This is a genomic window from Mesorhizobium sp. C432A, assembly GCF_030323145.1.
Classification (GTDB): domain Bacteria; phylum Pseudomonadota; class Alphaproteobacteria; order Rhizobiales; family Rhizobiaceae; genus Mesorhizobium.
This window is the reverse complement of record NZ_CP100470.1, coordinates 264,615-287,838: the sequence shown is the minus strand read 5'-3', so window position 1 is coordinate 287,838 and position 23,224 is coordinate 264,615. Positions and strand designations below refer to the sequence as shown.

Here is a 23,224-nt window from a genome sequence, read left to right as displayed (position 1 = left end):
TCAGTCATGCGGATGTCCGCACTTGCGTTGAGCGGCAGCAGCCTCGATCGGACGAATACCCAACAAAATCAATGGCTGCGGTATGCCGCACAGTCTGGCACGGCAGTTGCAGTGACCAATACAGCAGTCGCAAGGCTGCGGAAAACAACTGCCCCGGGAGGTCGAGCTTTCGATCGGGGCGCCATGGAGGACGTCATGCAGCCAGCATTCGCTGCCGCCGAACCGCGCGGCAAGCTACCCTTTTACCGTCATCTCTACGTGCAGGTCCTGACGGCGATCGCCGCCGGCGTGCTGCTCGGTCATTTCTATCCCGAACTCGGTGCTTCGCTGAAGCCGCTCGGCGATGCCTTCATCAAGCTGGTCAAGATGGTGATCGCGCCGGTCATCTTCCTGACGGTGACCACCGGCATTGCCGGCGTCTCCGACCTGAAAAAGGTTGGCCGCGTCGCCGGCAAGGCGATGATCTATTTCCTGGTCTTTTCGACCCTGGCGCTGGTCGTCGGCATGGTCGTCTCCAACGTCGTCCAACCGGGCGCCGGCATGCACATCAATGCGGCGACGCTCGACCCCTCGAAGGTCGCCACCTTCACCGAGAAGGCGCATGACACGACCATCGTCGGCTTCCTGCTCAACATCATCCCCGACACCATCACCGGCGCCTTCGCGCAAGGCGACATTCTGCAAGTGCTGTTCTTCTCGGTGCTGTTCGGCATCTCTCTCGCTCTGGTCGGCGAGCGCGGCCGCCCGGTCGTCGATTTCCTGCAGGCGCTGACCTCGCCTATCTTCCGCCTGGTCGCCATCCTGATGAAGGCCGCCCCTATCGGCGCCTTCGGCGCCATGGCCTTCACCGTCGGCAAATACGGCATCGGCGCGATTGCCAACCTCGCCTTTCTGATCGGCACCTTCTACCTGACGTCGCTGCTCTTCGTGCTGGTCGTGCTCGGCGCTGTCGCTTGGTACAACGGCTTCTCGATCCTCGCCTTGATCCGCTACATCAAGGAAGAGCTGCTGCTGGTGCTCGGCACCTCGTCCTCGGAAGCCGCTCTTCCCGGCCTGATGGCCAAGATGGAGCGCGCCGGCTGCAACCGCTCGGTGGTCGGCCTGGTCATCCCGACCGGCTACTCCTTCAACCTCGACGGCACCAACATCTACATGACGCTGGCGGCGCTGTTCATCGCCCAGGCGACCGACACGCCGCTCACCTATGGCGACCAGATCCTGCTGCTGCTGGTTGCCATGCTGAGCTCCAAGGGTGCCGCCGGCATCACCGGCGCCGGCTTTATCACGCTGGCCGCCACGCTCTCTGTCGTGCCTACGGTACCCGTTGCCGGCATGGCACTGATCCTCGGCGTCGACCGCTTCATGTCGGAATGCCGAGCGCTGACCAATTTCGTCGGCAATGCAGTGGCGACGATCGTTGTGGCGCGCTGGGAAGGCGAACTCGACCAGACCAAGTTCGCCGCCGCCATGGCCGGCACATTGTCCGAGGAAGCCGACCTGGCGCTGTCGGGCGATCTGCAGCCCGCCTGATTACTGAACGCAGACGTTCGCCACAAGGCCGCAGCCGGTTCGCCCGTTGCGGCCTTTTGTTTTGGCGCGCATGGCGGCTGGTGTTGGCCAAAGCTTCCCGGCTAGGATGTCGGCGGTTTTCAACCGAAAGGCCGGCGAATGAGCAGTGCATACCCCGAGATCTATCTGGTCCGTCACGGCGAGACGGAGTGGAGCGCTTCGGGAAAACACACCGGCCGCACCGACATACCGTTGACGCCAAAGGGCGAGGCGGCGGCTCGCGGCGTGGCGGACCGGCTCAAGGATCTGTCCTTCCAGGCGGTGTGGTCGAGCCCGTCGCAGCGCGCCTTCAGCACCTGCACGCTTGCCGGCTTCGGCGCTGCTGCCGTCAAGAAGGACGACCTGCAGGAATGGGACTATGGCGCCTATGAGGGCGTTAAGACCAAGGAGATTCTTGTGCAGCGCCCCGGCTGGCAATTGTTCCGTGACGGCTGTCCCGACGGCGAGTCGGTAGCGGATGTTGGCGCCAGGGCCGACAGGATCATCGCCGGGCTGCGGGCAATCGAGGGCAATGTGCTGGTGTTTTCAAGCTCGCATTTCCTGCGCGTGCTGGCCGCGCGCTGGCTCGGTCTGCCACCCGAAGGCGGTGCGCACTTCGTACTTGATACCGCGAGCCTCAGCATCCTCGGCTATGAGCACGATCTGAGCGAGCCGGTGATACGCAGGTGGAACCAGAAGTAGGGTTTCGCGGCAAGCCTGCCTCTTAACGCGCGAGCACCGCCAATTCCTCCGATGTCAGATGCCGCGCCTTGCCCTTGGCGAGTTCGCCGAGCTGCAAACCGCCGATCGCCACCCGAACCAGCCTCAGCACCTCGATGTCGAATACCCCGAGCAGGCGGCGGATCTGGCGGTTGCGGCCCTCGTCGAGCACGATTTCCAGCCAGGCAGTGCGGCCGCCGCTGCGCAGCAGTTCGATCGAACTTGCGGTCAGCAGTTCGCCGTCGACGATCGCTCCGTCGCGAAAGCGCGCCAGCATCGCTTCGTCGGGCGCGGTGCCGATCTGGACATGATAGGTCTTGGCGACATGCGAGGCCGGATCGAGCAGGCGGTTGGCCCAGCGCGTGTCGTTGGTCATCAGCAACAGGCCTTCGCTGGCCTTGTCGAGGCGGCCGACCGGCGACACGAAAGGCAACTCCAGTTCCACCAGGCAGTTATAGACGGTGCCACGATCCTGCGGGTCATCGCGCGTGGTGACCTGTCCGCGCGGCTTATTGATCATCAGGTAGACTTTTGCCTCGCCGACGATCTGCTCGCCGTCGACAGCGATGCGGTCGCGGCCGAGATCGACACGCAGCGACGGATCGCGCACCACCTTGCCGCCAACCCGCACGCGCCCTTCGGCTATCAGCAGCTCGGCCTGCTTGCGCGAACACAGGCCGAGTTTGGAAAGCGCCCGGTTCAGGCTAACGCCTGCCTTGGCGGCCTGGTGTCGGGCGATGTCTGGTGGCCGTGCCATGTCCTGCTTGCCATCCCAATGATCGGCATCGACAAATGCCACGCCCCGCATTGGCTTCGCAACCTGCCGCGGCATCAACATCACGGGTCGCGGGAGCGGGGCTGTTCTCAAATACGATGTGTCAGGGGGTCGGGCTCAACAGCCCGCCATGGAACGCTGCCCCGCGACGGACGTTGTTGCCGACGAGCGATTTGTCGCGAAAGGCACCGCCATGAAGAAAATCTACCAAAAGCCGACGCTCGTGAAGCGAGGCAGGCTCACCAGCCTGACGGCTCAGATCGTCGCTTCTGGGGTCATTCTGGGGGAATGATCCCCCAGATAAGGGAAGGGATAAATCGATGAGCGAGCGCGGCGTTGATTTCCTGCAGGGCTGGATCCACGAGCACCTGCCGGGCGAACTGCCTGCCGACAAGGCAACGGCTCGAACCCTAACCACGCGAGCTGCCCTGGATGCTCGGCATTTAGGCCTTGAGGTCAGCGAGATCGAAGAGGATCTCGGTCCGCTGGAACGGGTGATTTTCGAGGCGCTGGATCAGCCCGATATCTGAGCCCCCGATATGAGCCCATTGCAGGCGATATTGGCCCATCGCCATCCTGGCGGGGGCTTTTCCGTGATGGCATCCGTGGGTGCGCAGCCCTAGGCAGCCCGCGCAGCTGACGCTCCCCGTGCCGGCGGCAATTCGAACACAGTGGCGCCGTTCTCTCGGCCGCGTTCGACATAACCGATGACACGGAACCATTTGCCGACGTCGGCCCGCTGCAGCCAGCTGCGCGAGTGGATGGGAAGGTTGCCGGCCAGCGCCTGAATGTGGCGGATGTGGCGCCTGCAGAAGCGGACCGTCGCGGCGCTGAAGAAACCCTCCTGCGCGGCAAACAGCGTGTCGGCGGCGTCGCTGTTCTCGTGCCAGGCGACGATCGCCACCGTCTTGTCGCCCTCGACCAGCGCGTGCGCCCGGCCTTCCTTCAAATTCATCATCAAATTGTCGTAGGCAACCTTGCTGTCCTTGCCGGCGGCCACATACTCGTCCGACATCCGCGTGGACAAATCCCGGAAAACACTTTCGAGGTCGCCGATCGTAGCTGCGCGTGCTCGCATTTCTCCTCCTGCAGCCCCGGCAGGCAGTTTGCCCCAGGGAAAGGGGATCACCAAGCAAATCAAATCCGCCATTTGGCCGATGCGCGCAAAGTGATTTCATTGGGCGGCAAATGTTGGACGCCGCCATCTCCTATCGCGGCAAGCCTGTCATTCGCGTTGCGCCGGTTTTCGTATTTGCTTGACATTGGGCTGATGGAGGCGCGGGTTGCGCCGGGCGTTTGGGCCTTGGGGCATATTTCAATGAAAGAAGTATACGAAAAGCCGGTCCTGCACCGGAAGGGCAAACTTGCGGCGCATGTTGCTTCGCCTACGTCAGGTGGCGGCGGAACCATTGACGTTCCGCCATCCACTGACGAGACTTGATATAGACCTCCACTGAGCGCGAGACTTGCTGATCAACAGAAAGCCCGCTGGCTCAGGCTGGCGGGCTTCTTTCGTTTCTGGAACCATTTCAGTGCATGCCGAATTGACTCGCGATCGCGTTCGGGAGGGGAAGCATGCAAGACCAGCATGTCGATGAGCCGGTTCGCGTGGCGCTCGGCAGGTCCGGAAACACCATCTACAAGGTGGAGCGCGTGGCGCAGGCCGCCGACATCCTGATGAACCGCTGGCCCGCGAAGACGGGCCGCTATCACGTCGCCGCCCGCAAGGCCTGCCTCGGCGTTCTCGAAGGCCTGAAAGAGGCGCACTATGCCCGCGCTGCCTTCGTCAATGCGGCGATCGAGGCCGATATCCTCGTTGAACGCGACGCCTAGGCTTGAGCGGCCACCGCTCAAGTCAGTTCAAATCGTGCTGTGGGGCACAGGCCGTGGCTTCCCGGCCTACTCAATGATCGAGAGGCCACGCTGCCTGAAGTGCCGCAACGGTCCCCCCGTAGACATTTAGGTCCATGTCAGGGTCGGTCCCCGGTACTCGGTATGGGCAGGAAGCAGCAGAGCAGTTTATCTCGCTGGAGAATTGCCAGAGCGTGTAGCCGTGCCAAGGCCCTTCGGGGAAGTCGGTTACGTGCCGCTTGAAGCGTGCATACCAGAGCGGGACGCCGCCGAACTCGGTCGAGCCGTGCCAGTGGCGGGAGAGCTCTTTGGCGACGGAATGGTTCACATAGAGCAGCGGAAACCGTCCAGTCTCCGACTTCATCCTGCGAAGCGCGCTCTCGATCTGCACGAAAGTGACCTTGAACGTTCCATCCTGGCAGTCTGAGGACGTGGAAAGGCATTCCACATCAACGGCATGGGTCTCTGTCGTATCGTTTCCGACCACCTGGAGGTAGTTGCTGATCTGCCGGTCAACGTCGCTTTTTGTCAGGAGGTGGTATGAGCCCCATTTGAGACCGAGCGCCTTTGCCTCGCCTTTGCGGGTGGCATATGCGGAATCTCTGCCGAGCCCCTGCGTCGCCTTGTGAATAACCGCGGCGACGCGCCGGTCCGTCTTTACTTTGTGCCAGACGATGCCGTTGCCCTTGAACGGATCGAGCACGATTGCGTTCTGCGAATTTTCCCAAGGCGCTGAAAAAGGATCAGAAGTATCGGAAGGCGCCTCTTGCCGTGCAGCCTCCTCGCCATTGCCGGCCACGCAGGTACCCTTGGCGATGGCCCCGTCCGTCACCTCCACGAACTTACCGTCCGCTCCGGCGTAAAAAATTGTGAGGGCCGGCGTCTCGGTGGTGATTTCGCCCGCTTGCATCAAACCTTTCACATGAACGAGAGCGGCGAGGGCGCCGTCCAGTTCAACGAATGTGGCGTCAGAGGAAGTGCTGCCCTCTGCCTCAAGATCTTCGGGGTTTGATGCGACCATCTGGTAAGAATAGTTCGAATGCTCTGTGTTGATTTCGATAAGCCGGCTGCCATCGACGCCAGCCTGCCCCTCATAGGTACATTCGAGCGATTTCGCGGCACTCGGCGAATTCATGGCGATCGGGAAAAGCACCGACATTCCAAAAATCCACACGCGCACAATGCCTGACATGCCGGTGCCTCCATAAATATCAGAATTTGCCCAGCACAGTGCTACTGCGCCGCACGAAAATAGACAACGATCATTCAAAAGTGAGAAGCCGACAGGAGAAGGTTACTTTGATCTATTGTAAAAATCCAGTGGCTATTTCAGCGTCTTCGAAAATACCTGAATGCCATGGAAGGAATTGAGCGTGTATCGAGACAAAGACTTGAAGTGCGTCGCAGGATCCCGTTTAAATACGACGCGCTTCGGAAGAAGCTGTTCAAAACGGACAAAGCAAGTCAATCGTCTGCTCCACCCGTTCCCGACGGCTGTGCCGCATCGCGCGTTTGGCATGTTCTTGACGGGCCGGCGGATGGATTGAGCGCCATGACGTGGTCGATTGACTCTCGCAAACTGAGCGCCTCGCTTGTGGCTGCGTGCCTGGCGGTTGGCTGGAGCGGAGCGGCGCTTGCGCAGGCTCCGCAACCTTGGACGATCCAGGGCAAGCTGACAGGCAAGCCGAAGAATCTCGAGGGATCGGAGAGCAAGAATTCCAAGGATGTGAGCGGCATTGCCTGCGCGACGGAAAGTGGCTTCCCGCGGCTTTGCCTCATTGCCGATGACGAGACGCAAGGGGCACAGATCATCATCCTGCAGGACGGTAAGCTGATCGCCGGGGATTTCGTGCGGCTGATCGACGACAGTTTCGTCGGCAAGCCTCTCGAACTGGACGCCGAGGGCGTGGCCTTCGCCGGCGGAGCCTTCTATGTCATAGGTTCGCATGGCCGGCCGCGCCATGAATCCGGCGTCGACGCCGCCGCCAAGGTCGAGGCGAGGGTCATGGCGAGCAGTGAGATTTTCCGCATTCGCTTTGCGCCCGGTTCGATCGATATGACGACCGGCAAGCTCATGGCCGAGCCGGAAAAGAGGCGATCGACGGAACTGCCGGCAATCGTGCGCGCCCAGCCCGAGCTCGCGCCCTTCGCCGAAAGCCCGCTTGAGGAAAACGGCCTCACCATAGAGGGCGTGGCGGTGCGCGACGGCGCCCTTTTGGCGGGGCTGCGCGGGCCGGTTCTGGAGGGCAACCGGGCCGTCATCCTGTCGGTGCCGCTCGGCATGCTGTTCGATCACGGGGCGGGCGGCGCGACCCTGCTGAAGCTGGAACTCGGAGTCGACGGCGAGGGACATGCGCGCGGCGTGCGCGATCTTCTCGCCTATCAGGGAAAGCTGCTCGTGCTCGCCGGTCCCGTCAACGACCCGCCCGAAGGCCAGCCCATCAAGCTCGGCGACTACTCAGTGTTCTCCGATGGCGATCAGGCCGATAAGCTTCTCGATCTCGAAGGCTATGGCGCCGAGATCAAGCCGGAAGCGCTGCTGCCGCTCGGCGAGGCCGATGGCAGGCTGCGCGCGCTTCTGCTGTTCGATGGGCCGGCCGGCGGTCAGCCGACGCCGGTCGAGTTCGGACTGAAATAACCGGCGCTAATCGGCGCGGCGTTCGGATGGCTGCAGGCGGAGTTCAACTCACTGGCGGCGCTGACACCGCGATGTGCAGCGCGGAGGCATTGCTCAGCTATGTGTCCGGAATGGACCCTAGGGTGATGGTGCCCAGAGGCGGATTCGAACCACCGACACGCGGATTTTCAGTCCGCTGCTCTACCAACTGAGCTATCTGGGCCTCGCCGGCAAACGAGACATCGCCTGACCGGATTTCAGGAAAGCGCCGTGGGGCACCCCTTGAAAGCGCGTGGGTTATAGCACGGGAATCCGGCCTGTCCAGCGCCTAAGCGCTGATTTTCCGGGGCAATTGTCGCAGACAATACCGACGCCGGCAAAGCAGCAATTGCGTAAGGTCGTCGAAGTGGAATTGCGCGGCCGGCACCGCCCAAACCCTACTTCGGCTCGTCGCTCTCGTCCTCGTCATCCCGCGCGGTGATGACATAGGCGCCCTTCAGCCAGCGGTTGAGGTCGATGTCCTTGCAGCGCTTCGAGCAGAACGGATAGGTCTCGCGCGCCGACGGCTTGCCGCATTCGGGGCAGGGGCGCTTCGGGCGCAGTGGTGTGACCTTATCGTCCAGGCTCATGGCCGCGCGGTATGCCAACTGGTGTGGACCTTGAAGCCTTCGCCCGAAAGCAGCGCCACCGTCTCGTAGAGCGGCAGGCCGACAATGTTGGTATAGGAGCCGACCAGCTTGACGACGAACGAACCGGCGAGACCCTGGACGGCATAGCCGCCGGCCTTGCCGCGCCATTCGCCGGAGGCGACATAGGCGTCGATCTCCTCGCGTGGAAGCCGCTTGAAGCGTACCCTGGATTCAACCAGCCTTTGGCGCAGCTTGCCGCCCGGCGTAATCAGGCAGATGCCGGAATAGACCCGGTGCGAACGGCCCGAAAGCAGTCCAAGGCAATTGGCGGCGTCGTCCAGCGTCTCGGCCTTGGGCAGGATGCGGCGTCCGACCGCGACCACCGTATCGGCGGCCAGCACGAAACTTGGCGCATAGTCTTCCTCGCTTTTCAGCGAGGCCAGCGCCTTCTCGGCCTTTTCCTTCGACAGCCGCTTGGCCAGCGAGCGCGGATGTTCGGCGCGCAGCGGCGTTTCGTCGACATCGGCTGGCAGCACGCGGTCCGGCTCGATGCCGGCCTGTTGCAACAGTTCGATCCGGCGCGGCGAACCAGAGGCAAGCACGAGCTTCTGCAGGATGCTCATCGCGGTTCGCGCCGGACTGTTACTTGAAACGGTAGGTGATGCGGCCCTTGGTCAGGTCATAGGGCGTCATCTCGACCAGGACCTTGTCGCCGGTCAGCACACGGATGCGGTTCTTGCGCATGCGGCCGGCCGTATGGGCGATGATCTCGTGTTCGTTTTCGAGCTTCACCCGGAACATCGCGTTGGGCAACAATTCCGTCACGACACCCGGAAACTCGAGGACTTCTTCCTTCGGCATTCGATACCTTTGCTTGGATTGCAGTTCCGGCGCCCTGGAGCGCCCAGGCCGGAATTTCGGCGGAACCTATATGATAATCGTGCGCTTGTGAACACGCTTAGATCGCGTCATAAGCGACGCGCTCCAAGCTTTCGTTTTATGCATGTCGTTGTCTCAAAACCGGGACCGCTTTTGAGCGACATGCATCAATCCGCCGCGTTTTTTACCTCCGGAAGCAGAAAACGTCGGCTGATGCGCGCTTTCAGCCGTTCTCTCACGTCGCGATAGCTGGCCATGATCTGCTCGCGCCTGCCGCCGACATCGGTCGGATCCGGCATCGGCCAGTATTCGACGTCGACGGCAAGCGAGCGGGTGAGCTCGAGCGCGGCGTGGTGGGCTTCGGGCGCCAGGGTGACGATCAGGTCGAAATAATCGTCCTCGAGATCGTCCATCGAGCGCGGCTGGCGCTCGCCCAGCGTCAGGCCCTCTTCGGCCAGCACCGCGTCGACGAACGGATCGCGCTCGCCCCTGTGCACGCCGGCAGAGGCGACGAAAGTGGCCGGCGGCAGCATGCGCCGCGCCAGCTGCTCGGCCATCGGTGAGCGCACGGCGTTCATGCCGCACAAAAACAGGATCGAGCGGGGCGCCGCAGTCAGGTCTAACCCCGCCAGTGCAGCACGCAGACCAGCGTGAACAGCCGCCGCGCCGTGTCGAAGTCGATGTCGATCTTGCCGGCCAGCCGGTCCATCAACGTCTGCGAGCCTTCATTGTGCAGGCCGCGCCGGCCCATGTCGATCGCCTCGATATGGCTTGGCGTCGAGGAGCGGATGGCGTCGTAATAGCTTTCGCAGATCAGGTAGTAGTCCTTGACGATGCGCCTGAGCGGCGTCAGCGACAGGATATGGGTGACGACATCAGCACCATCCTCGCGGGCGACCGCAAACACCAGCCGGGATTCGGCCAGCGAGAGCTTCAGCCGATAAGGCCCGGCGCCGTCATCATTGACCGGCTGAAAGCTGTTTTCTTCGATCAGGTCGAAGATCGCCACCGCGCGCTCATGTTCGACATCGGGCGTCGAACGGCCGATCGACTCGTCGAGCTCGACATCGATCAGCCTTGCGCGGGTTTGATCGCCGTCCGCCATCGCCGCCTACATGTTCAGCCGGATGGCGACGGAGCGGCCATGCGCGTCGAGGCCTTCCGCCTTGGCCAGCGCAATCGCCGCCGGCGCAAGTGCTCTCAGCTGCTCCGGCCCGAGCTTCAGGATCGAGGTGCGCTTGACGAAATCGAGCACCGACAGGCCCGAAGAGAAGCGCGCCGAACGCGCCGTCGGCAGCACGTGGTTGGAGCCGCCGACATAGTCGCCGATGACTTCGGGCGTATGGCGTCCCAGAAACACAGCACCCGCATTGCGCATCCTGGCCAGGAAGCCTTCGGCATCGTCGATAGCAAGCTCGACATGTTCCGCGGCGATGCGGTCGACCAGCGGCAGCGCGGCCTCGATGGTCTCCACCAGGATCACCGCACCGAAATCGCGCCAGCTGGCAGCCGCCGTCTCGGCGCGCGACAGGCTCTGCAGCTGCCGCTCGACCGCCTGTTCGACGGCCTTGCCGAAGGCCGGATCGTCGGTGATCAGGATCGACTGCGCCGACACGTCATGCTCGGCCTGCGCCAGAAGATCAGCGGCGATCCAGTCGGGATCGTTGCTGCCGTCGGCCACCACCAGCACTTCAGACGGTCCGGCGATCATGTCGATGCCGACCGTGCCGAAAACCTGGCGCTTGGCGGCGGCGACATAGGCATTGCCGGGCCCGACGATCTTGGCGACCGGCCGGATCGTTTCGGTGCCATAGGCAAGGGCGGCAATCGCCTGCGCGCCGCCGACGCGGTAAATCTCTGAAACGCCTGATATATCGGCGGCCACCAGCACCAGCGGATTGATGATGCCGCCCGGCGCCGGCACGACGATGACGATGCGCTCGACGCCCGCCACCCTGGCCGGCACGGCGTTCATCAGCACCGAGCTTGGATAGCTTGCCGTGCCGCCCGGCACATAGAGCCCGACCGCCTCGATCGCCGTCCAGCGCGAACCCAACTCGACCCCGGCGGCATCGGTATAGCGATCGTCCTTGGGCATTTGTCGCTCGTGATGGGATCGGATGCGGTCACGGGCAAATTTCAGCGCCTCGACCGTCTGCGGATCGGCGTCTTTGTAGGCCTGCGCGATGTCGTCCTTCGACACGGCGATGCCGAGGCTATTGAGGTCGGCCTTGTCGAATTTCAGCGTGTAGTCGACCAGGGCAGCGTCGCCCTCGGCACGAACCCGCGCAATGATGGCGCGCACGGCAGTGTCGACGTCCTCCGATACCTCCCGCTTGGTGGTCAGGAAGGCGGCGAAACGCTGCGCGAAACCGGCATCGGACTGGATAAGCGTAATGGCCATCGGCTGCGTCTAGATCATGGTGAGATTTGGTTGAAATCTCATCATGATCTAGCCCTTTGTTGGAGCATGATCTCTGGACAAACGATTCCCGTTTTGTCCAACAAAAACCGGCACCCACTTTTTGGGATCATGCTCTAGACCCTATGCACCGGACGCGAAGTGGCTTCCCAGGCGCCGCCTATGTCGGCAAGCCGTGCCTCGATGCATTCGACGTCGAGCATGATCGCGCCGCCGCCGGAAAAGACCAACTCGACGATGCCGGCCGGCTTGCTGATTTCGATAAAGCTGATTGCCAGAAGCGACAGCACCTCGGCCGGCCGATCGCGGGCAATGCCGCTGGTCTTGGCGCCGAGCACGCGGTCGAAATGCAACACCGCCTGGCGCCGCTCATTGTGCTTGCTGAACAGTCCGGATTTCGCCTCCCAGACGAAGCGGTTCATGGTCAATATGAAACGCTTGGCCGAAGGCAGGTATTCGAGGTCGGAGACCTTCATTACGGCGTCCTGGACGTGAGCCGAGACGATGCTCAGATCCTGATCGTCGAGCGCAATGAGTTTGAGGGCTGCCATGCCGAATGCACACCTGAAAGTTGGTTTCAGCCTTCTGTTAGGCGGTCTTTCCGGTCCGTGCAACCGCGACACAAATTCAACCCGAGGCTAGCGCCTCGGGTTTGAAGTGTTGGCGGTGAATGAAGGCAGCACCAGACGCCTGTCTGTCTGAAGCAACTGCCGTGCGGTTAAGCTGAAATCCGCTCGATCACCGCGCCGCAATTGGAGAGCTTTTCTTCCAGCCGCTCAAAACCACGGTCGAGGTGGTAGACGCGGTTGACCGTCGTTTCGCCTTCGGCCGCCAGACCGGCGATGACCAGCGACACCGAGGCGCGCAGATCGGTCGCCATCACGGGTGCGCCCTTCAGCTTGGCGACGCCGTCGACGATCGCCGTTTGGCCGGACAGCGTGATGTGGGCGCCGAGCCGGGCCAGTTCCTGCACATGCATGAAGCGGTTTTCGAAGATGGTCTCGGTGATGCGCGACTTGCCCTTGGCCATGGTCATCAGGCCCATGAACTGCGCCTGCAGATCGGTCGGGAAGGCCGGAAAGGGCGCCGTCATGACGTCGACCGGCGAAATGCCGGCGCCGTTGCGCCGGACGCGAATGCCGGAATTGGTCGGCGTGATCTCGGTACCGGTCTGGGCAATCACATCCAACGCGGTCTGCAGCAGCTCGGGGCGGGCGCCTTCGAGCACGACATCACCGCCGGTCATGGCCACCGCCATGGCATAGGTGCCGGTCTCGATGCGGTCGGGGATGACGCGCACGCGCGCGCCCGACAGCGACTCGACGCCATCGATGGTGATAACAGGCGTGCCGGCGCCGGAAATCCTGGCGCCCATGGCGTTGAGGCATTCGGCGAGGTTGACGATTTCGGGCTCGCAGGCGGCGTTTTCCAGCACCGTCTCGCCCTTGGCCAGCGCCGCCGCCATCATCAGCACATGGGTGGCGCCGACGGAGACTTTCGGGAAGACATAGCGATTGCCGACGAGGCGGCCGTTCCTGGTCTTGGCCAGCACATAGCCGGTGTCGACATCGATGTCGGCGCCCAGCGCCTGCAAGCCCTCGAGGAACAGGTCGACCGGCCGCGTGCCGATGGCGCAACCGCCGGGAAGCGACACTTTCGCCTCGCCCATGCGGGCCAGCAGCGGGCCGATCACCCAGAACGATGCCCGCATCTTCGACACCAGCTCGTAAGGCGCGGTCGTGTCGACGATGTTGCGGGCCGAGAAATTGATGGTGCGCGAATAGCCCTCATTCTGCTTCTCGCGGCGGCCGTTGACCGAATAGTCGACGCCGTGATTGCCGAGAATGCGGATCAGCTGCTCTACATCGGCCAGATGCGGCACGTTTTCCAGCGTCAGCGTGTCGTCGGTGAGCAGCGAGGCGATCATCAGCGGCAAAGCGGCGTTTTTCGCGCCCGAAATCGGAATGCTTCCGGCGAGCTTGTTGCCGCCGACAATTCTGATGCGATCCATGAGAGAATGTCCCCTCGGCCCGATAGGCCGGTTTTCGTCAGTTTGAGTATCGGCCCGTCTAGACCATTGGCCGGCTTGGTTCAAGAAATAGGATTTCTGAGCCCCTTTGGCCAAGGTGACCGGCCAGTGTGGCTGATATCGGTCAGTCCTTGTGCATTTTTTCAGCAGCCGGCAGTCCTTCGGGCCGCTGGTCAGGATCACCGGTGCGCCGCGAGCGCGCTTGCGTCTTGCGCTTCATGAGATTGGCGCGCAGCTGCTCGGCCAGACGGTCCTTGCGGTCAGTCCCGTCCTTTTTTTCCGGATCAGCCTTTTTCGGTGGAATTGTCTTCTCGTCCATCGTTCCGTCCCGCCCGCAACTGGCAGGGCCTGCCGTTCAAGGGATAGCTAGCATTGTGGCGCCGCCATGTCAGCGAAACTTGTCTGGCAAAGCCTTTCACAGACGCCTTGCGCTTGCCGGTTCTATATGGCAGAAGCCCCGCCATCAGCGGCTGCGGTAGCTCAGTGGTAGAGCACTCCCTTGGTAAGGGAGAGGTCGAGAGTTCAATCCTCTCTCGCAGCACCATCCCAAACCATTGTTTGGAAACAACTATCTGACTTTATTGGTCTTTCTGCCGCCTGTCTGGTACACAGGAGTGGTACACATGAGCTTGAGAATGCCTGCACCTAAGCCACATCCGAAGACTGGCGTCTATTACCTTCGACAACGCGCGCCGTCCGATTTGAGGGATATTCCACTGGACGGAAAGGTGGCAATTCCCGTTGGTGGCATCTTTAGGACGGTAAAGGCGGGGGCAACCGTCAAGGTTAGCCTCGATACGAAAGACCCCGCAGAAGCCAAAAGGCGTCACCGCGAAGCCGATGCTGCGCTACATGAGTACTGGCAGCGGTTCAGGGAAGGCCCTCAGCCACTCTCCAACAAGCAGGTCCAAGCCCTTGCCGGCGTCCTCTACGCCCGCCTGGTCGACATGATGGACAGGGAGCCCGGGGAGCAAGGCATCTGGAAAGAAGTCCTGCGGCTGAACAAAGGCAAGGAAGAGGGCGGCGAACTTGACCGCTGGTTCGGACCGACGGTTGATGAACTGTTCCTTGAGGAGGGCGTCAACACCAATCCCTTGAGCCGGACTCGCGTCGTCCATGCAGCCTACAAGGCAATCCAGCTTGCGGCCGAGACCAATCTCAGGAAGGCCGCAGGCGACTATTCGCCGGATGAAGCACGGAAGCGGTTCCCCGACTGGGAGAACGAGCGCGGCGAGGCCAAGCCAGCACCACGGACGGTGGAGGATTTGGACCTGTTCGCGCTCCTGGACCATAAGTTCGCGACACAGAGCCTCAATGAGAAGACCAAGAGGGACTACGCGCGAGACCTCGCCAAATTCGTCAAGAGCAGCGGGCACCGGAATGCTCAGGACGTGACGAGCGCGGATGTTCGGAAGTGGCGTGACGAATTGATAGCCGAGGGGCTTTCGCCATCGAAGATTAATGGCAAGGCCCTTGCGGCGTTGAGCGCGGTCCTCACCCACGCAGTCAGGGAGTTCAGCTTACCGGCAAACGTGGCTAACGACATTCGAGATCGAAGAGACGGCCCAGCGCCGGGCAAGAAGGGCTACAACATAGATGAAGCCAGGGCCATCCTCAGCGCCACGTTCAACGGAAGTTCCAAAGACATCTCAGCGCCTCACAAGCGCGCGCTCTTCTGGGTACCGTGGATATGCGCTTATTCCGGCCTACGAGTGACCGAGATCACTCAGCTTCGCGGCGTGGATGTCCGAACGGATGGTGACATACCCTATTTGCTCATCACGCCTGAGGCCGGTTCCACAAAGAGCGGCAGGGCGTGGATGACTGCCGTTCATCCGCACCTTGTGGAATTGGGCTTGCTTGACATGTTCAAGGAGGTGGGCGAGGGGCCGGCCTTCTACGTCCCCTATCCCAGGACCGACCTCACCAAGCTGACAGGAAAGCGTCGGTCGGAGGAGGCGGGCGTCCGAGTCGGGAATTGGATCACGGAGGAATTGGGTATCGCGGCACCGGGCGGCAAACCCAACCACGCTTGGCGGCACCTTTTTACGACGCTCTCGCGCGCTCACGACATGGACAAGCAGCACCGTGACTACATGCTTGGGAGTGGTCGTGAGGATGCTCGCGAGGGATACGGCGATTTCCCACCCAGCGCCCTCATCAGGGAAATCACGAAGCTGCCGCGCTTCGATGTCAAGGTGACGACTTGGAGACCACCAAACCAAGCCGTTCCAGCTCAAGCCCAACGCGAGCGGCAGATAGGCAAAGCGGGAGCCGAGCGGAAGGCTTTGTGAGGCGGAGGGTGTAGTTGCCGTCCCTACAGCGCCGCATGTTGAGTTGAAGGTTCCATCCGCTCGAACACGAACTGATAAGTCCGCTGGACTTTCTCCTCGAACAGCTTGCGGTCGTAGACCTCGGGCAGATAGGCGTCGAACTCCTCGCCGATTGTCTGACGTACGCCTGCCTTTGCTGTTTCCTTGGACCGCCAGTCGAGAACGAGCTTCTCCTTCTTGAGCTTGGCGAGCAGTTCCCGCGCCAGCTTCTTGACTTCCATCTCCTGGGTCATTGTCAGCTTCGGTTCGGGCTTGGTCAGGATGTCGAAGATCGCGAGTTCTTCCTCGCTCAAGCCCTCCCGAATGTGGCGCTGCTCTTCCTCGTCGAGATCGCCGACAAAGGCCATCAGTTGCTGGAACAGCTCCTCGATATCCATGCTTCCGGTGTTGTATTCGTCGATCAGCTTCTGCAGCCGCTCCAGAAGGCTGACACGCGCCGGGTTCTTTGCGACCAGGTCTTTTGCCCGTTTCTCCGCCGTGCCCCTTAAAACCTCTGTGGCGGTCTTCTTGGACCCCTGGGCGAACAGTGCGGCAAGCTTATCGAAATCGATTGCCGACAGGTCGAGCAACTTCTTCAGATCGGCGCCTTGAAGGATTGGAACCCGGATCGCGATCCCTGAAATCGCCTGATCGACGAGCCGTTCGATCTCTGCGAGCACAGCTTCAAGGTCCTTCGACGGACCGGCCCTTGTGAGGCTGCGCATTGTCTCGGCTATGACTTGAAGGACAACCAAAGCACCTCGATAGGGAAGCACGGCTGGGTCTGGCAGAGCTGCCTTAAAGAGCTTCCATGCCTTGCCCACAAGCCCAAGAAACTCGCGTTTGGCGTCGTCGGTGCCGAGCAACGCTTCTGCGGCATGCCTAACCTTTGCAGCGCGCTCGAAGCCCTGTGCGGCGATGATCGCATCGGGATCAACCCCTCGCTCGGCGGCAAAGGCCAGCGCCTTATCCAACGCCACCCTCAGTTCGGCAAGCAGTTGCGCTTTCTCCTTGATCGGATCGGTCTCAACTCCAGGGCGGGGCTTGGCATAGATGGCCAGCGCCTCCTTGAGGTCCCGGAACACGCCGACATAGTCGACGATGAGACCCGCCTGCTTGCCTGGCGCGACACGATTCGCCCGCGCGATCGTCTGCATCAGCGTGTGGTTCTTCATCGGCTTATCGAGATAGATCGTCGAGCAGGTAGGCACGTCGAAGCCGGTGATCCACATGGCGCAGACGAAGACCAGCCTAAGCGGATCGTCCGCCGCCTTGAAGCGCTCGTCGAGTTCCTCCTTGACCATCCGTTGACGGTGCGGTCGTATGTCGGCTCCGCGCTTTGCGATGACCTCTATTTCATTCTGCGACTGGCTGACGATAACGGCCATGTCGGTCGCCTCCAGCCACGTCAACTGCTCCTCCAGCGCCTTCCGCTCGACAGCATCGAAGATTGCTGCAATCCGGGTCCGCTCCTGCTTCAGATGCGCTGTCCAATGCATCTGCACCTTGTCGTACATCCGCACGGCAGTCGCCTTGTCGATCGCCACGAACATCGCCTTGCCGCGATAACCGCGCCCAGTGAAATGACGCACCAAATCGGCTGCGATCTTGTCGAGCCGGTCATCGTTGGTGATGAGGTGGTATTGTTTGGCGAACCGCTTCGCCAATTGTTCTTCCGCTTTGGGGTCGAGCCCAGCTTCTTCGAGAACCTTGGCTATCTCCTCGTCGAGGTCGGCACTCTTCAGTTGCAGTTCCGGCAACCGGCTTTCGTAGTAGAGGGGCACCGTCGCGCCATCCGCGATCGACTGGGCGAAGTCGTAGACCGAGACATAGTCGCCGAACACCTCGCGCGTACGTTCCGCTTCGCCTGCGATCAGCGGTGTTCCGGTGAAGCCGAGGAAAGCAGCGTTGGGTAGCGCCGCCCGCATGTTGGCGGCAAGCACGTCGTACTGGCTGCGATGTGCCTCGTCGGTGATGACGATGACATCGGAACGGTCCGACAGCATTGGATAAACCTCTCCGCGCTCGGTGCCGAACTTCTGAATCAGCGAGAATATGTATCGTTCGTTCCCGGTCAGGAGTTCCTGGAGATGCTTGCGCGAGCCTGCCTGAACCAATTGGCGGTCCTTGGTCAGTACACCGCAAGAGGAGAAGGTATCGGCAATCTGATCATCGAGTTCCGTGCGATCGGTGACGATGACGAAGGTCCAATCGCCGGGACGTTTCCTCAGCACCTTGCGGCTGAAGAACATCATGGAGAAGCTCTTGCCCGAGCCTTGGGTGTGCCAGAACACCCCGAGACGGCCTTGGTTCTCCTTCAGCTTGCCTACAGCCTCGATCGCGCGGTTGACGCCAAGGTATTGATGGTTCTTGGCGATGATTTTGATCAGGCCCCTCTCGCCCTCTTGGAAGGCAATGAAGCTCTCGACAATGTCGAGGAAGCGTTCGGGGCGACAAGTGCCTCGGATCAAGGTCTCCAAGGAGACGACGCCCTCCTCCTCCTCCTCGTCGATCTTCTTCCAATCGGCAAAGAACTCGAACGGCGCGAGCGGCGCTCCGAGCTTGGCTTCATGGCCATTTGACAGGATGACGAAGGCGTTGGGGACAAAGACCTGTGGTATTGCGGTTCGGTAGTCCTTGAGATTGCCGTCGTAGGCGTCCGCAATCGAATGATAGAGCGCCTTGAGTTCGATGAAGAGCAGCGGGATGCCGTTGACGAAACCGACGAGATCGGCACGGCGGGTGTAGAGATCGCCTGAGAACCAGACCTGATTGGCCAGTAGGAAGTCGTTCGCACTGGCATTCGCCCAGTCGATGATGCGGACTGTTTCGTCGCGCAGCGATCCGCCTGGCGAGCGAAGCTTCACCTTCACGCCGTTGCGCAGCATCTCGTGCAGATCGGCATTCGCGCGAACTGGCTCCAGTGCCGCGCGTTCACTTGTCAGCAAGGCATAGGCTTCATCAAGTGCCGACTGCGGCAGCCCAGGGTTCAACGTCGAAAGCGCCGCCCTGAGACGGTTGGGCAGGAAGGCGACACGGCGCGATTCACGTCCCTCTGGGCTTTGCCGGGGCGTACCAGGGGTGCCAAACTCGCCATAAAGATTAGCGGCCTGCCAGCCGAGAACCTTGAAGAGGTCGATTGCAGGTTGCTCGATAAGCTCATTTTCCGAGAAGCCGCGATAACTTTGCGTCTTCTGTTCAAAGATGAGATCGCCCCCGTCGCTCATGCGTCCTCGTCGGGCTCCCCAATCCCACCGCCATCAGCACCAAGATCGAGCAATTTCACTCGGGGGGCGAATGCCTGCCGAAACCTCTGCATCCTGTCGAGCATCCAGGCGTGCAGGTCGGAATAGCCGCTCGCCTCCGAAGGGTCGACATCGTTCATGTAGAGCGCAATGCGGCTCGCCTTCTTGTTAGGCAATTCCTGCCATTCAAGCGGCTCGCCGACAGCGGCCTCGATCGCCGCGCGGTCGAGCTTCAGCTCGCGGATGCGAACCTTGAGCGGGTCGTCGAATAGATAGAGCTCCACACCGATCCGTCGCTTGCTGGTGCTGATCGTGCAGAGGATTGCGAACCCAGCGCGACCGATGCGAAATTGGATCCAATTGTCCTTGTTCTGTCGATTAATTGCGAAGGAAGGATCGTTCTTGCGCAGATACTCAGCGAACGAGGCCCAATAAGCCAAACGAACCTTGTGCCGATCAGCTAGTTCGCCCTCGCCGGACACCTTGGCGTCTACGGCGCGCGCCCAATTGTTGGGTTGGGCTACGACGCGAAAGAACGGCGCCGGGTCGCTGTCACCAATCTTCAGCGCTTCGACCTCCACCGCGAAGAAATTGAAGCCCTCCTTGGTCGCACTGTTCAGCCAATCGATTGCGGCGCGATGATCCTCGCGAATCGTCTCTGCGATCCATATGGCGGTGGCATCGCTTCTCTGGCTGGCAATGTAAGTGATAAGTTGCCCGAGGTGCCGGTGATCGGTATTTCCGAACTGGTTCTCGATCAGCACAGGATTGCCGCTTTCGTCCTCGGCGAGAATGTCGAGACGGAACTCGCCGGCCGGCAGCTCAGTCGCCTTCAATTCTAGTTCGCCGATTTGCAGCGCCTCTCCGAGCAAGTCGAGGTTCTCGGCTAGCCATGGAGTGAAGGTCTGAGCTTCGTGAAGCCACACAGCCTTGGCGGAAATCGCCGTCAACCTCCCAAGTTTGGGAAATGTCATTCCGCCGCCTCCAGAAGCGGCTCTGCTTCCGACACATCGATCGCCGCGGAGATCAGTTTGGGCAAGAGGAGATCGCGCTGTGCGCGAAGGTTGCGGTTCTGCTTGGCGAGGGTCATCGCCAATTCAACGCTCGGCCAGATAATGCCGTCGAATGCCGCAAGGGTGTCGCCATCTGGAACGGCGACAGCATATTGCCTCAGTACCTTCCAATCCGCCCGTGGCATCTTGGTGCCATTCGATGTCTGCACCGCATGGGCAACGAAATCGTCGGAGGATACGACGGCAAGTACTATCGATCTAAGGGACTTGTCTTTTGCTCGAATTATGATTGCGTCCGAAGAAGCCACACCATGGCTCGGCGCGACAGCTACTTTGTGGAAATATGGGCGAATTTTGCCGAACAAAATGTCGCCGTGCATGTATCTCAACTTCAAGCTTGTCACTCCGTCCACGGCCCCCCATTCTGTTAAAGTGGTGGAACGTCTCGGAATGTGTTCTAGGCCGACGTATGGAATCGACGTGTCCAACTCGGCCGGAAGACATCCGTCACGGATGTCATTGGCTAGTTCTTGTAGCTGAACCATTTTCCAGCCTTGCGGGAACGGCCCACGCGGGCTGTCGATGAGCGGCAGGCCTTCGCACGCGGGCGCACGGAGACGGACGAACCACTCTTCGTATACACGGCGCGCTGTCTCCTCCAAGATCGCGATGCGCCGAAGATTGTTCTCAATCAACTGGTCGTAAGACGAAAGAACGTCCGCAATGCGCGATTGTACCGCTAGTGGCGGAACGCAAATCTCAAAACGCTTGATCGTCGTGCCGCTCAAATTTCTCTGAGCGCCTCCTAAGGCCAAGCTCACCAATTCGGAGCGGCGGTGCATGAGCGAATAAAAAAGATACTCGGGAATGCAAATGCGTTTGTTAGGAACAAGAGCGCAACAAGCCTGATTTGAAGCCAATGGACGGTCCACGATCCCAAGCGTGCCAATCGTGCTCCCGTCACCATACATGGCTATCAATACAGTTCCAGGAGGATAAATCTTGGCCGAAGACCGTTCTAACGCGTCATTTGTGATCCATTCAGAGACGTCGTTAGCACGCACATACCAATCCGCTAATTCGCCGGTCTTAACCCACGGAATAGTTCCGTTGGCATAAAAATTCGGAAATTTGCGGGACGGTGTGCCGCCACTTGTCACGCGTTCGCAGCAAGCCGATATCGGCAACTTTTGCCAACTTGCAGTGCCGAGTCTCATGAAGAACGGTCCAATACAACTGTCAGATTTCTAGCGATTGAATTTTCCAGCCTTCGAGCCTCAACCGTGAGCACTTCAAGCTCTTCCTGAAGCTCCCCCAATGTTTCTACGAAATCGACATCGTCCAATTCATTCGTCATCGATCCTACGTACCGGCCGGGATTTAGACTCCAGTTCTGCGCTGCGATTTCGGCGCGATTTGCAACCTTACAAAGACCGGGGACGTCGGCATAGGCTCCTTGGAAACCGTTGGCCTCCAGCAATCCATGACTATTCCACTTGGCCTCGGTCTCCTCGCCGCGCCACAGCCGAACGATATTAGCGAGGTACTCTATCTGGGCATCGGTGAAATCGCGGTGTGCTCTGTCAATCTGGCGGAAAGTATGTCTGGCGTCGATGAATAGCACCTCGTCCGCACGTTTACTTTCACGCTTGGCCTTATTGAGGAACCAAAGGGTGCAAGGCAACGTAACGGTATAGAAAAAATTCGGGCCGACTGAGACAATGACATCGACGCCTCCAGTTTCGACTAGTTTTTGCCTTATTTCTGCCTCCGAGCCGCGAGCATCCGACGCTGAATTGGCCATAACGAAGCCGGCTCGGCCGGTATCGTTCAGTGCCGTCCAGAACAGCTCGATCCAGAGATAATTGCCATTGTCTGCTCTCGGCAGGCCGAAGGGGAAGCGGTCAGCTCGTTTGGAGACCGTTTCCCTCTCCTTGTCGACGCCAGTGACGTTGAAGGGCGGATTGGCCATGACGAAATCGAACTTGTCGACCACGCCGCCGAGATCGGCGAACGGCTCGTCGTAGTAGGCATTGGCATCCATGATCGTCCCGCCGAGACCGTGGACGGCGAGATTCATCTTGGCAAGCCGCAATGTCTCGCTGACCTTCTCGATGCCGTAGATCGAAAGCTCCTTCTCAGGGGCATTCTGGTGTGCGCGGACGAAATCTGCCGAATGCACGAACATGCCGCCCGAACCGCAGGCAGGATCGAGGATGCGCCCGCGATAGGGCTCGATAATCTCGACGATCAGTCGGACGATGCACGATGGTGTGTAGTACTCGCCGCCCTTCTGCATTTCCTGCAAAGCGAACGAGCCCATGAAATATTCGTACACCTTGCCAAAGGCGTCACCAGCGATCTCGATCGGGGCAAGGAGCTTGATCAACTCGCGCAAGATGCCATCGCCTACCGCCCCGTAGTTCTTCGGCAAGGCATCGGCCAAATCCGGATTGTGTTTCTCGATATCCTCCATCGCATGATTGAGTGCCCGGCCAAGGTTCGACCCATCGGGCAATTGCAGAAGATGCGAGAAGCGCGACTCCGGCGACAGATAGATGACGTTGCGGGCCTTATAAGCATCAGGTCCGGGCGGCCCGAGGCGGCTGCCTTCGCGCGGCTGCAGTTCCTTCTCAACCGCCGCGAACCTGCTTTCCGCATAACGGAGGAAGAGCAGCCCGAGGACCGGTCGGGAATATTCCGACGGCTTGAGCCCGGAATTGGCGCGAAGCTGGTCCGCCACGCTCCATAGCCGCTTCTCGATCTCGGCCAGATCAATCGCCATCGGATACACTCCCCCTATGCACCACGAAGCAATACAGCCCTTGGGTTAATGATGGCAACCTAACCTTCAGGTATCGAGGAGTTTACAGCTCGATCTGAATGCCATGGTAGATGATCGCCGAGCCGGGGTTCATCCGAATACCCCAGCCAGGGTTCTTGATCATGAAAATCGCAGCCTCTTCGATCGTGACAAACTCCTTCGCGTTCGCGACCTCGTTGTCGCTGCGCGGGAAACATTTGTAGTGAGTTCCGGACAGCCGATAGGCTTCCTTCTCGACGCCGTTCGTGACCGCATAGATGCGCATATGACCCTTTCATACCGAAATATTTTGCAAAAAAATCCGTCCGCCCAATCAGGTAGGCGGCTACCGAACACTCCCCCCGTACCCCGGCCTTTGTC

At 60.6% G+C, this 23,224-nt stretch carries 24 protein-coding genes and 2 tRNA genes; 8 read left to right on the top strand and 18 right to left on the bottom strand.

Features of this window, described 5'->3' with window-relative positions:
• Positions 1 to 195: 195 nt before the first annotated feature.
• Together NLY33_RS01305 and NLY33_RS01300 are read left to right on the top strand one after the other, a co-directional pair.
• On the top strand, positions 196 to 1,530 hold the full coding sequence (locus NLY33_RS01305; RefSeq protein ID WP_023681916.1) for a dicarboxylate/amino acid:cation symporter: 1,335 nt from the start codon (positions 196 to 198) through the stop codon (positions 1,528 to 1,530).
• Between the two features lie 138 nt (positions 1,531 to 1,668).
• Positions 1,669 to 2,250, top strand: coding sequence for a histidine phosphatase family protein (locus tag NLY33_RS01300; protein ID WP_023703410.1), 582 nt, complete (start codon positions 1,669 to 1,671; stop codon positions 2,248 to 2,250).
• 22 nt (positions 2,251 to 2,272) lie between these two features.
• On the opposite strand, the gene NLY33_RS01295 is transcribed toward NLY33_RS01300, so the two are convergent.
• Positions 2,273 to 3,025, bottom strand: coding sequence for a pseudouridine synthase (locus NLY33_RS01295; protein WP_023708170.1), 753 nt, complete (start codon positions 3,023 to 3,025; stop codon positions 2,273 to 2,275).
• 148 nt (positions 3,026 to 3,173) lie between these two features.
• Here NLY33_RS01295 and NLY33_RS01290 point away from each other — a divergent pair, with 148 nt between their 5' ends.
• Both NLY33_RS01290 and NLY33_RS01285 read left to right on the top strand, forming a co-directional pair.
• Positions 3,174 to 3,335: a hypothetical protein gene (locus tag NLY33_RS01290; RefSeq protein ID WP_023669672.1), complete on the top strand. Its 162-nt coding sequence runs from the start codon at positions 3,174 to 3,176 to the stop codon at positions 3,333 to 3,335.
• Between the two features lie 28 nt (positions 3,336 to 3,363).
• Positions 3,364 to 3,573 (top strand): DUF768 domain-containing protein, encoded by a 210-nt coding sequence (locus tag NLY33_RS01285; protein WP_023669673.1) that lies wholly within the window; start codon positions 3,364 to 3,366, stop codon positions 3,571 to 3,573.
• An 89-nt stretch (positions 3,574 to 3,662) separates the two neighbouring features.
• Here the strand turns inward: NLY33_RS01285 and NLY33_RS01280 are convergent, their stop codons facing one another.
• On the bottom strand, positions 3,663 to 4,121 hold the full coding sequence (locus tag NLY33_RS01280; protein WP_023669674.1) for a hypothetical protein: 459 nt from the start codon (positions 4,119 to 4,121) through the stop codon (positions 3,663 to 3,665).
• A 497-nt stretch (positions 4,122 to 4,618) separates the two neighbouring features.
• Here NLY33_RS01280 and NLY33_RS01275 point away from each other — a divergent pair, with 497 nt between their 5' ends.
• Positions 4,619 to 4,876 (top strand): DUF982 domain-containing protein, encoded by a 258-nt coding sequence (locus NLY33_RS01275; protein WP_023703408.1) that lies wholly within the window; start codon positions 4,619 to 4,621, stop codon positions 4,874 to 4,876.
• 70 nt (positions 4,877 to 4,946) lie between these two features.
• On the opposite strand, the gene NLY33_RS01270 is transcribed toward NLY33_RS01275, so the two are convergent.
• Positions 4,947 to 6,086: a glycoside hydrolase family 25 protein gene (locus tag NLY33_RS01270; protein ID WP_023703407.1), complete on the bottom strand. Its 1,140-nt coding sequence runs from the start codon at positions 6,084 to 6,086 to the stop codon at positions 4,947 to 4,949.
• Positions 6,087 to 6,446: 360 nt separating this feature from the next.
• Here NLY33_RS01270 and NLY33_RS01265 point away from each other — a divergent pair, with 360 nt between their 5' ends.
• Complete coding sequence (locus tag NLY33_RS01265; RefSeq protein WP_023703406.1) at positions 6,447 to 7,532, top strand: DUF3616 domain-containing protein; 1,086 nt, start codon at positions 6,447 to 6,449, stop codon at positions 7,530 to 7,532.
• A gap of 126 nt (positions 7,533 to 7,658) precedes the next feature.
• On the opposite strand, the gene NLY33_RS01260 is transcribed toward NLY33_RS01265, so the two are convergent.
• The 10 genes from NLY33_RS01260 to NLY33_RS01215 all read right to left on the bottom strand — a co-directional run bounded on the left by NLY33_RS01260 (position 7,659) and on the right by NLY33_RS01215 (position 13,789).
• Positions 7,659 to 7,734: transfer RNA gene (locus NLY33_RS01260), tRNA-Phe, on the bottom strand.
• Positions 7,735 to 7,948: 214 nt separating this feature from the next.
• Complete coding sequence (yacG, locus tag NLY33_RS01255; protein WP_023669280.1) at positions 7,949 to 8,140, bottom strand: DNA gyrase inhibitor YacG; 192 nt, start codon at positions 8,138 to 8,140, stop codon at positions 7,949 to 7,951.
• Entirely contained in the window at positions 8,137 to 8,763 is a 627-nt protein-coding gene (locus NLY33_RS01250) for a Maf-like protein (protein WP_023681911.1), read from the bottom strand. The genes yacG and NLY33_RS01250 overlap by 4 nt, the downstream gene beginning before the upstream one ends.
• Before the next feature lie 19 nt (positions 8,764 to 8,782).
• A complete protein-coding gene (gene infA / locus NLY33_RS01245) occupies positions 8,783 to 9,001 on the bottom strand; it encodes a translation initiation factor IF-1 (RefSeq protein WP_006200926.1) in 219 nt (72 codons plus the stop codon).
• A 185-nt stretch (positions 9,002 to 9,186) separates the two neighbouring features.
• Positions 9,187 to 9,651: an arsenate-mycothiol transferase ArsC gene (locus NLY33_RS01240; RefSeq protein WP_081731224.1), complete on the bottom strand. Its 465-nt coding sequence runs from the start codon at positions 9,649 to 9,651 to the stop codon at positions 9,187 to 9,189.
• Entirely contained in the window at positions 9,639 to 10,124 is a 486-nt protein-coding gene (locus NLY33_RS01235) for a UPF0262 family protein (RefSeq protein ID WP_023669283.1), read from the bottom strand. The genes NLY33_RS01240 and NLY33_RS01235 overlap by 13 nt, the downstream gene beginning before the upstream one ends.
• A 6-nt stretch (positions 10,125 to 10,130) precedes the next feature.
• A complete protein-coding gene (gene hisD / locus NLY33_RS01230; protein ID WP_023704525.1) occupies positions 10,131 to 11,423 on the bottom strand; it encodes a histidinol dehydrogenase in 1,293 nt (430 codons plus the stop codon).
• 134 nt (positions 11,424 to 11,557) lie between these two features.
• On the bottom strand, positions 11,558 to 11,992 hold the full coding sequence (locus NLY33_RS01225) for a DUF2948 family protein (protein WP_023681909.1): 435 nt from the start codon (positions 11,990 to 11,992) through the stop codon (positions 11,558 to 11,560).
• 167 nt (positions 11,993 to 12,159) lie between these two features.
• Positions 12,160 to 13,452 (bottom strand): UDP-N-acetylglucosamine 1-carboxyvinyltransferase, encoded by a 1,293-nt coding sequence (gene murA, locus NLY33_RS01220; RefSeq protein ID WP_023669286.1) that lies wholly within the window; start codon positions 13,450 to 13,452, stop codon positions 12,160 to 12,162.
• A 142-nt stretch (positions 13,453 to 13,594) separates the two neighbouring features.
• On the bottom strand, positions 13,595 to 13,789 hold the full coding sequence (locus tag NLY33_RS01215) for a hypothetical protein (protein WP_023669287.1): 195 nt from the start codon (positions 13,787 to 13,789) through the stop codon (positions 13,595 to 13,597).
• Positions 13,790 to 13,939: 150 nt separating this feature from the next.
• Between NLY33_RS01215 and NLY33_RS01210 the strand changes: the two genes are divergently transcribed.
• A tRNA-Thr gene (locus NLY33_RS01210) sits at positions 13,940 to 14,014 on the top strand.
• Between the two features lie 79 nt (positions 14,015 to 14,093).
• On the top strand, positions 14,094 to 15,764 hold the full coding sequence (locus NLY33_RS01205) for a DUF6538 domain-containing protein (protein WP_023707986.1): 1,671 nt from the start codon (positions 14,094 to 14,096) through the stop codon (positions 15,762 to 15,764).
• Positions 15,765 to 15,787: 23 nt separating this feature from the next.
• Here the strand turns inward: NLY33_RS01205 and NLY33_RS01200 are convergent, their stop codons facing one another.
• From NLY33_RS01200 to NLY33_RS01180, 5 genes are all read right to left on the bottom strand, one after another.
• A complete protein-coding gene (locus NLY33_RS01200) occupies positions 15,788 to 19,009 on the bottom strand; it encodes a type I restriction endonuclease subunit R (RefSeq protein ID WP_023707985.1) in 3,222 nt (1,073 codons plus the stop codon).
• Positions 19,006 to 20,001: a DUF4268 domain-containing protein gene (locus NLY33_RS01195; protein WP_023707984.1), complete on the bottom strand. Its 996-nt coding sequence runs from the start codon at positions 19,999 to 20,001 to the stop codon at positions 19,006 to 19,008. Before NLY33_RS01195 ends, NLY33_RS01200 begins: the two co-directional genes overlap by 4 nt.
• Positions 19,998 to 21,257: a restriction endonuclease subunit S gene (locus NLY33_RS01190; protein WP_084565747.1), complete on the bottom strand. Its 1,260-nt coding sequence runs from the start codon at positions 21,255 to 21,257 to the stop codon at positions 19,998 to 20,000. Before NLY33_RS01190 ends, NLY33_RS01195 begins: the two co-directional genes overlap by 4 nt.
• Complete coding sequence (locus tag NLY33_RS01185) at positions 21,254 to 22,825, bottom strand: type I restriction-modification system subunit M (protein ID WP_023707982.1); 1,572 nt, start codon at positions 22,823 to 22,825, stop codon at positions 21,254 to 21,256. The genes NLY33_RS01190 and NLY33_RS01185 overlap by 4 nt, the downstream gene beginning before the upstream one ends.
• 82 nt (positions 22,826 to 22,907) lie before the next feature.
• Positions 22,908 to 23,129, bottom strand: a complete 222-nt coding sequence (locus NLY33_RS01180) for a hypothetical protein (protein ID WP_023707981.1) — start codon at positions 23,127 to 23,129, stop codon at positions 22,908 to 22,910.
• Between the last annotated feature and the right edge of the window lie 95 nt (positions 23,130 to 23,224).

Bases quoted from the DNA above. Each gene is read 5' to 3' on its own strand.
- NLY33_RS01305 (WP_023681916.1), top strand. From the start codon at position 196: ATGCAGCCAGCATTCGCTGCCGCCGAACCGCGCGGCAAGCTACCCTTT.
- NLY33_RS01300 (WP_023703410.1), top strand. From the start codon at position 1,669: ATGAGCAGTGCATACCCCGAGATCTATCTGGTCCGTCACGGCGAGACG.
- NLY33_RS01295 (WP_023708170.1), bottom strand. From the start codon at position 3,025: ATGGCACGGCCACCAGACATCGCCCGACACCAGGCCGCCAAGGCAGGC.
- NLY33_RS01290 (WP_023669672.1), top strand. From the start codon at position 3,174: ATGGAACGCTGCCCCGCGACGGACGTTGTTGCCGACGAGCGATTTGTC.
- NLY33_RS01285 (WP_023669673.1), top strand. From the start codon at position 3,364: ATGAGCGAGCGCGGCGTTGATTTCCTGCAGGGCTGGATCCACGAGCAC.
- NLY33_RS01280 (WP_023669674.1), bottom strand. From the start codon at position 4,121: ATGCGAGCACGCGCAGCTACGATCGGCGACCTCGAAAGTGTTTTCCGG.
- NLY33_RS01275 (WP_023703408.1), top strand. From the start codon at position 4,619: ATGCAAGACCAGCATGTCGATGAGCCGGTTCGCGTGGCGCTCGGCAGG.
- NLY33_RS01270 (WP_023703407.1), bottom strand. From the start codon at position 6,086: ATGTCAGGCATTGTGCGCGTGTGGATTTTTGGAATGTCGGTGCTTTTC.
- NLY33_RS01265 (WP_023703406.1), top strand. From the start codon at position 6,447: ATGACGTGGTCGATTGACTCTCGCAAACTGAGCGCCTCGCTTGTGGCT.
- yacG (WP_023669280.1), bottom strand. From the start codon at position 8,140: ATGAGCCTGGACGATAAGGTCACACCACTGCGCCCGAAGCGCCCCTGC.
- NLY33_RS01250 (WP_023681911.1), bottom strand. From the start codon at position 8,763: ATGAGCATCCTGCAGAAGCTCGTGCTTGCCTCTGGTTCGCCGCGCCGG.
- infA (WP_006200926.1), bottom strand. From the start codon at position 9,001: ATGCCGAAGGAAGAAGTCCTCGAGTTTCCGGGTGTCGTGACGGAATTG.
- NLY33_RS01235 (WP_023669283.1), bottom strand. From the start codon at position 10,124: ATGGCGGACGGCGATCAAACCCGCGCAAGGCTGATCGATGTCGAGCTC.
- hisD (WP_023704525.1), bottom strand. From the start codon at position 11,423: ATGGCCATTACGCTTATCCAGTCCGATGCCGGTTTCGCGCAGCGTTTC.
- NLY33_RS01225 (WP_023681909.1), bottom strand. From the start codon at position 11,992: ATGGCAGCCCTCAAACTCATTGCGCTCGACGATCAGGATCTGAGCATC.
- murA (WP_023669286.1), bottom strand. From the start codon at position 13,452: ATGGATCGCATCAGAATTGTCGGCGGCAACAAGCTCGCCGGAAGCATT.
- NLY33_RS01215 (WP_023669287.1), bottom strand. From the start codon at position 13,789: ATGGACGAGAAGACAATTCCACCGAAAAAGGCTGATCCGGAAAAAAAG.
- NLY33_RS01205 (WP_023707986.1), top strand. From the start codon at position 14,094: ATGAGCTTGAGAATGCCTGCACCTAAGCCACATCCGAAGACTGGCGTC.
- NLY33_RS01200 (WP_023707985.1), bottom strand. From the start codon at position 19,009: ATGAGCGACGGGGGCGATCTCATCTTTGAACAGAAGACGCAAAGTTAT.
- NLY33_RS01195 (WP_023707984.1), bottom strand. From the start codon at position 20,001: ATGACATTTCCCAAACTTGGGAGGTTGACGGCGATTTCCGCCAAGGCT.
- NLY33_RS01190 (WP_084565747.1), bottom strand. From the start codon at position 21,257: ATGAGACTCGGCACTGCAAGTTGGCAAAAGTTGCCGATATCGGCTTGC.
- NLY33_RS01185 (WP_023707982.1), bottom strand. From the start codon at position 22,825: ATGGCGATTGATCTGGCCGAGATCGAGAAGCGGCTATGGAGCGTGGCG.
- NLY33_RS01180 (WP_023707981.1), bottom strand. From the start codon at position 23,129: ATGCGCATCTATGCGGTCACGAACGGCGTCGAGAAGGAAGCCTATCGG.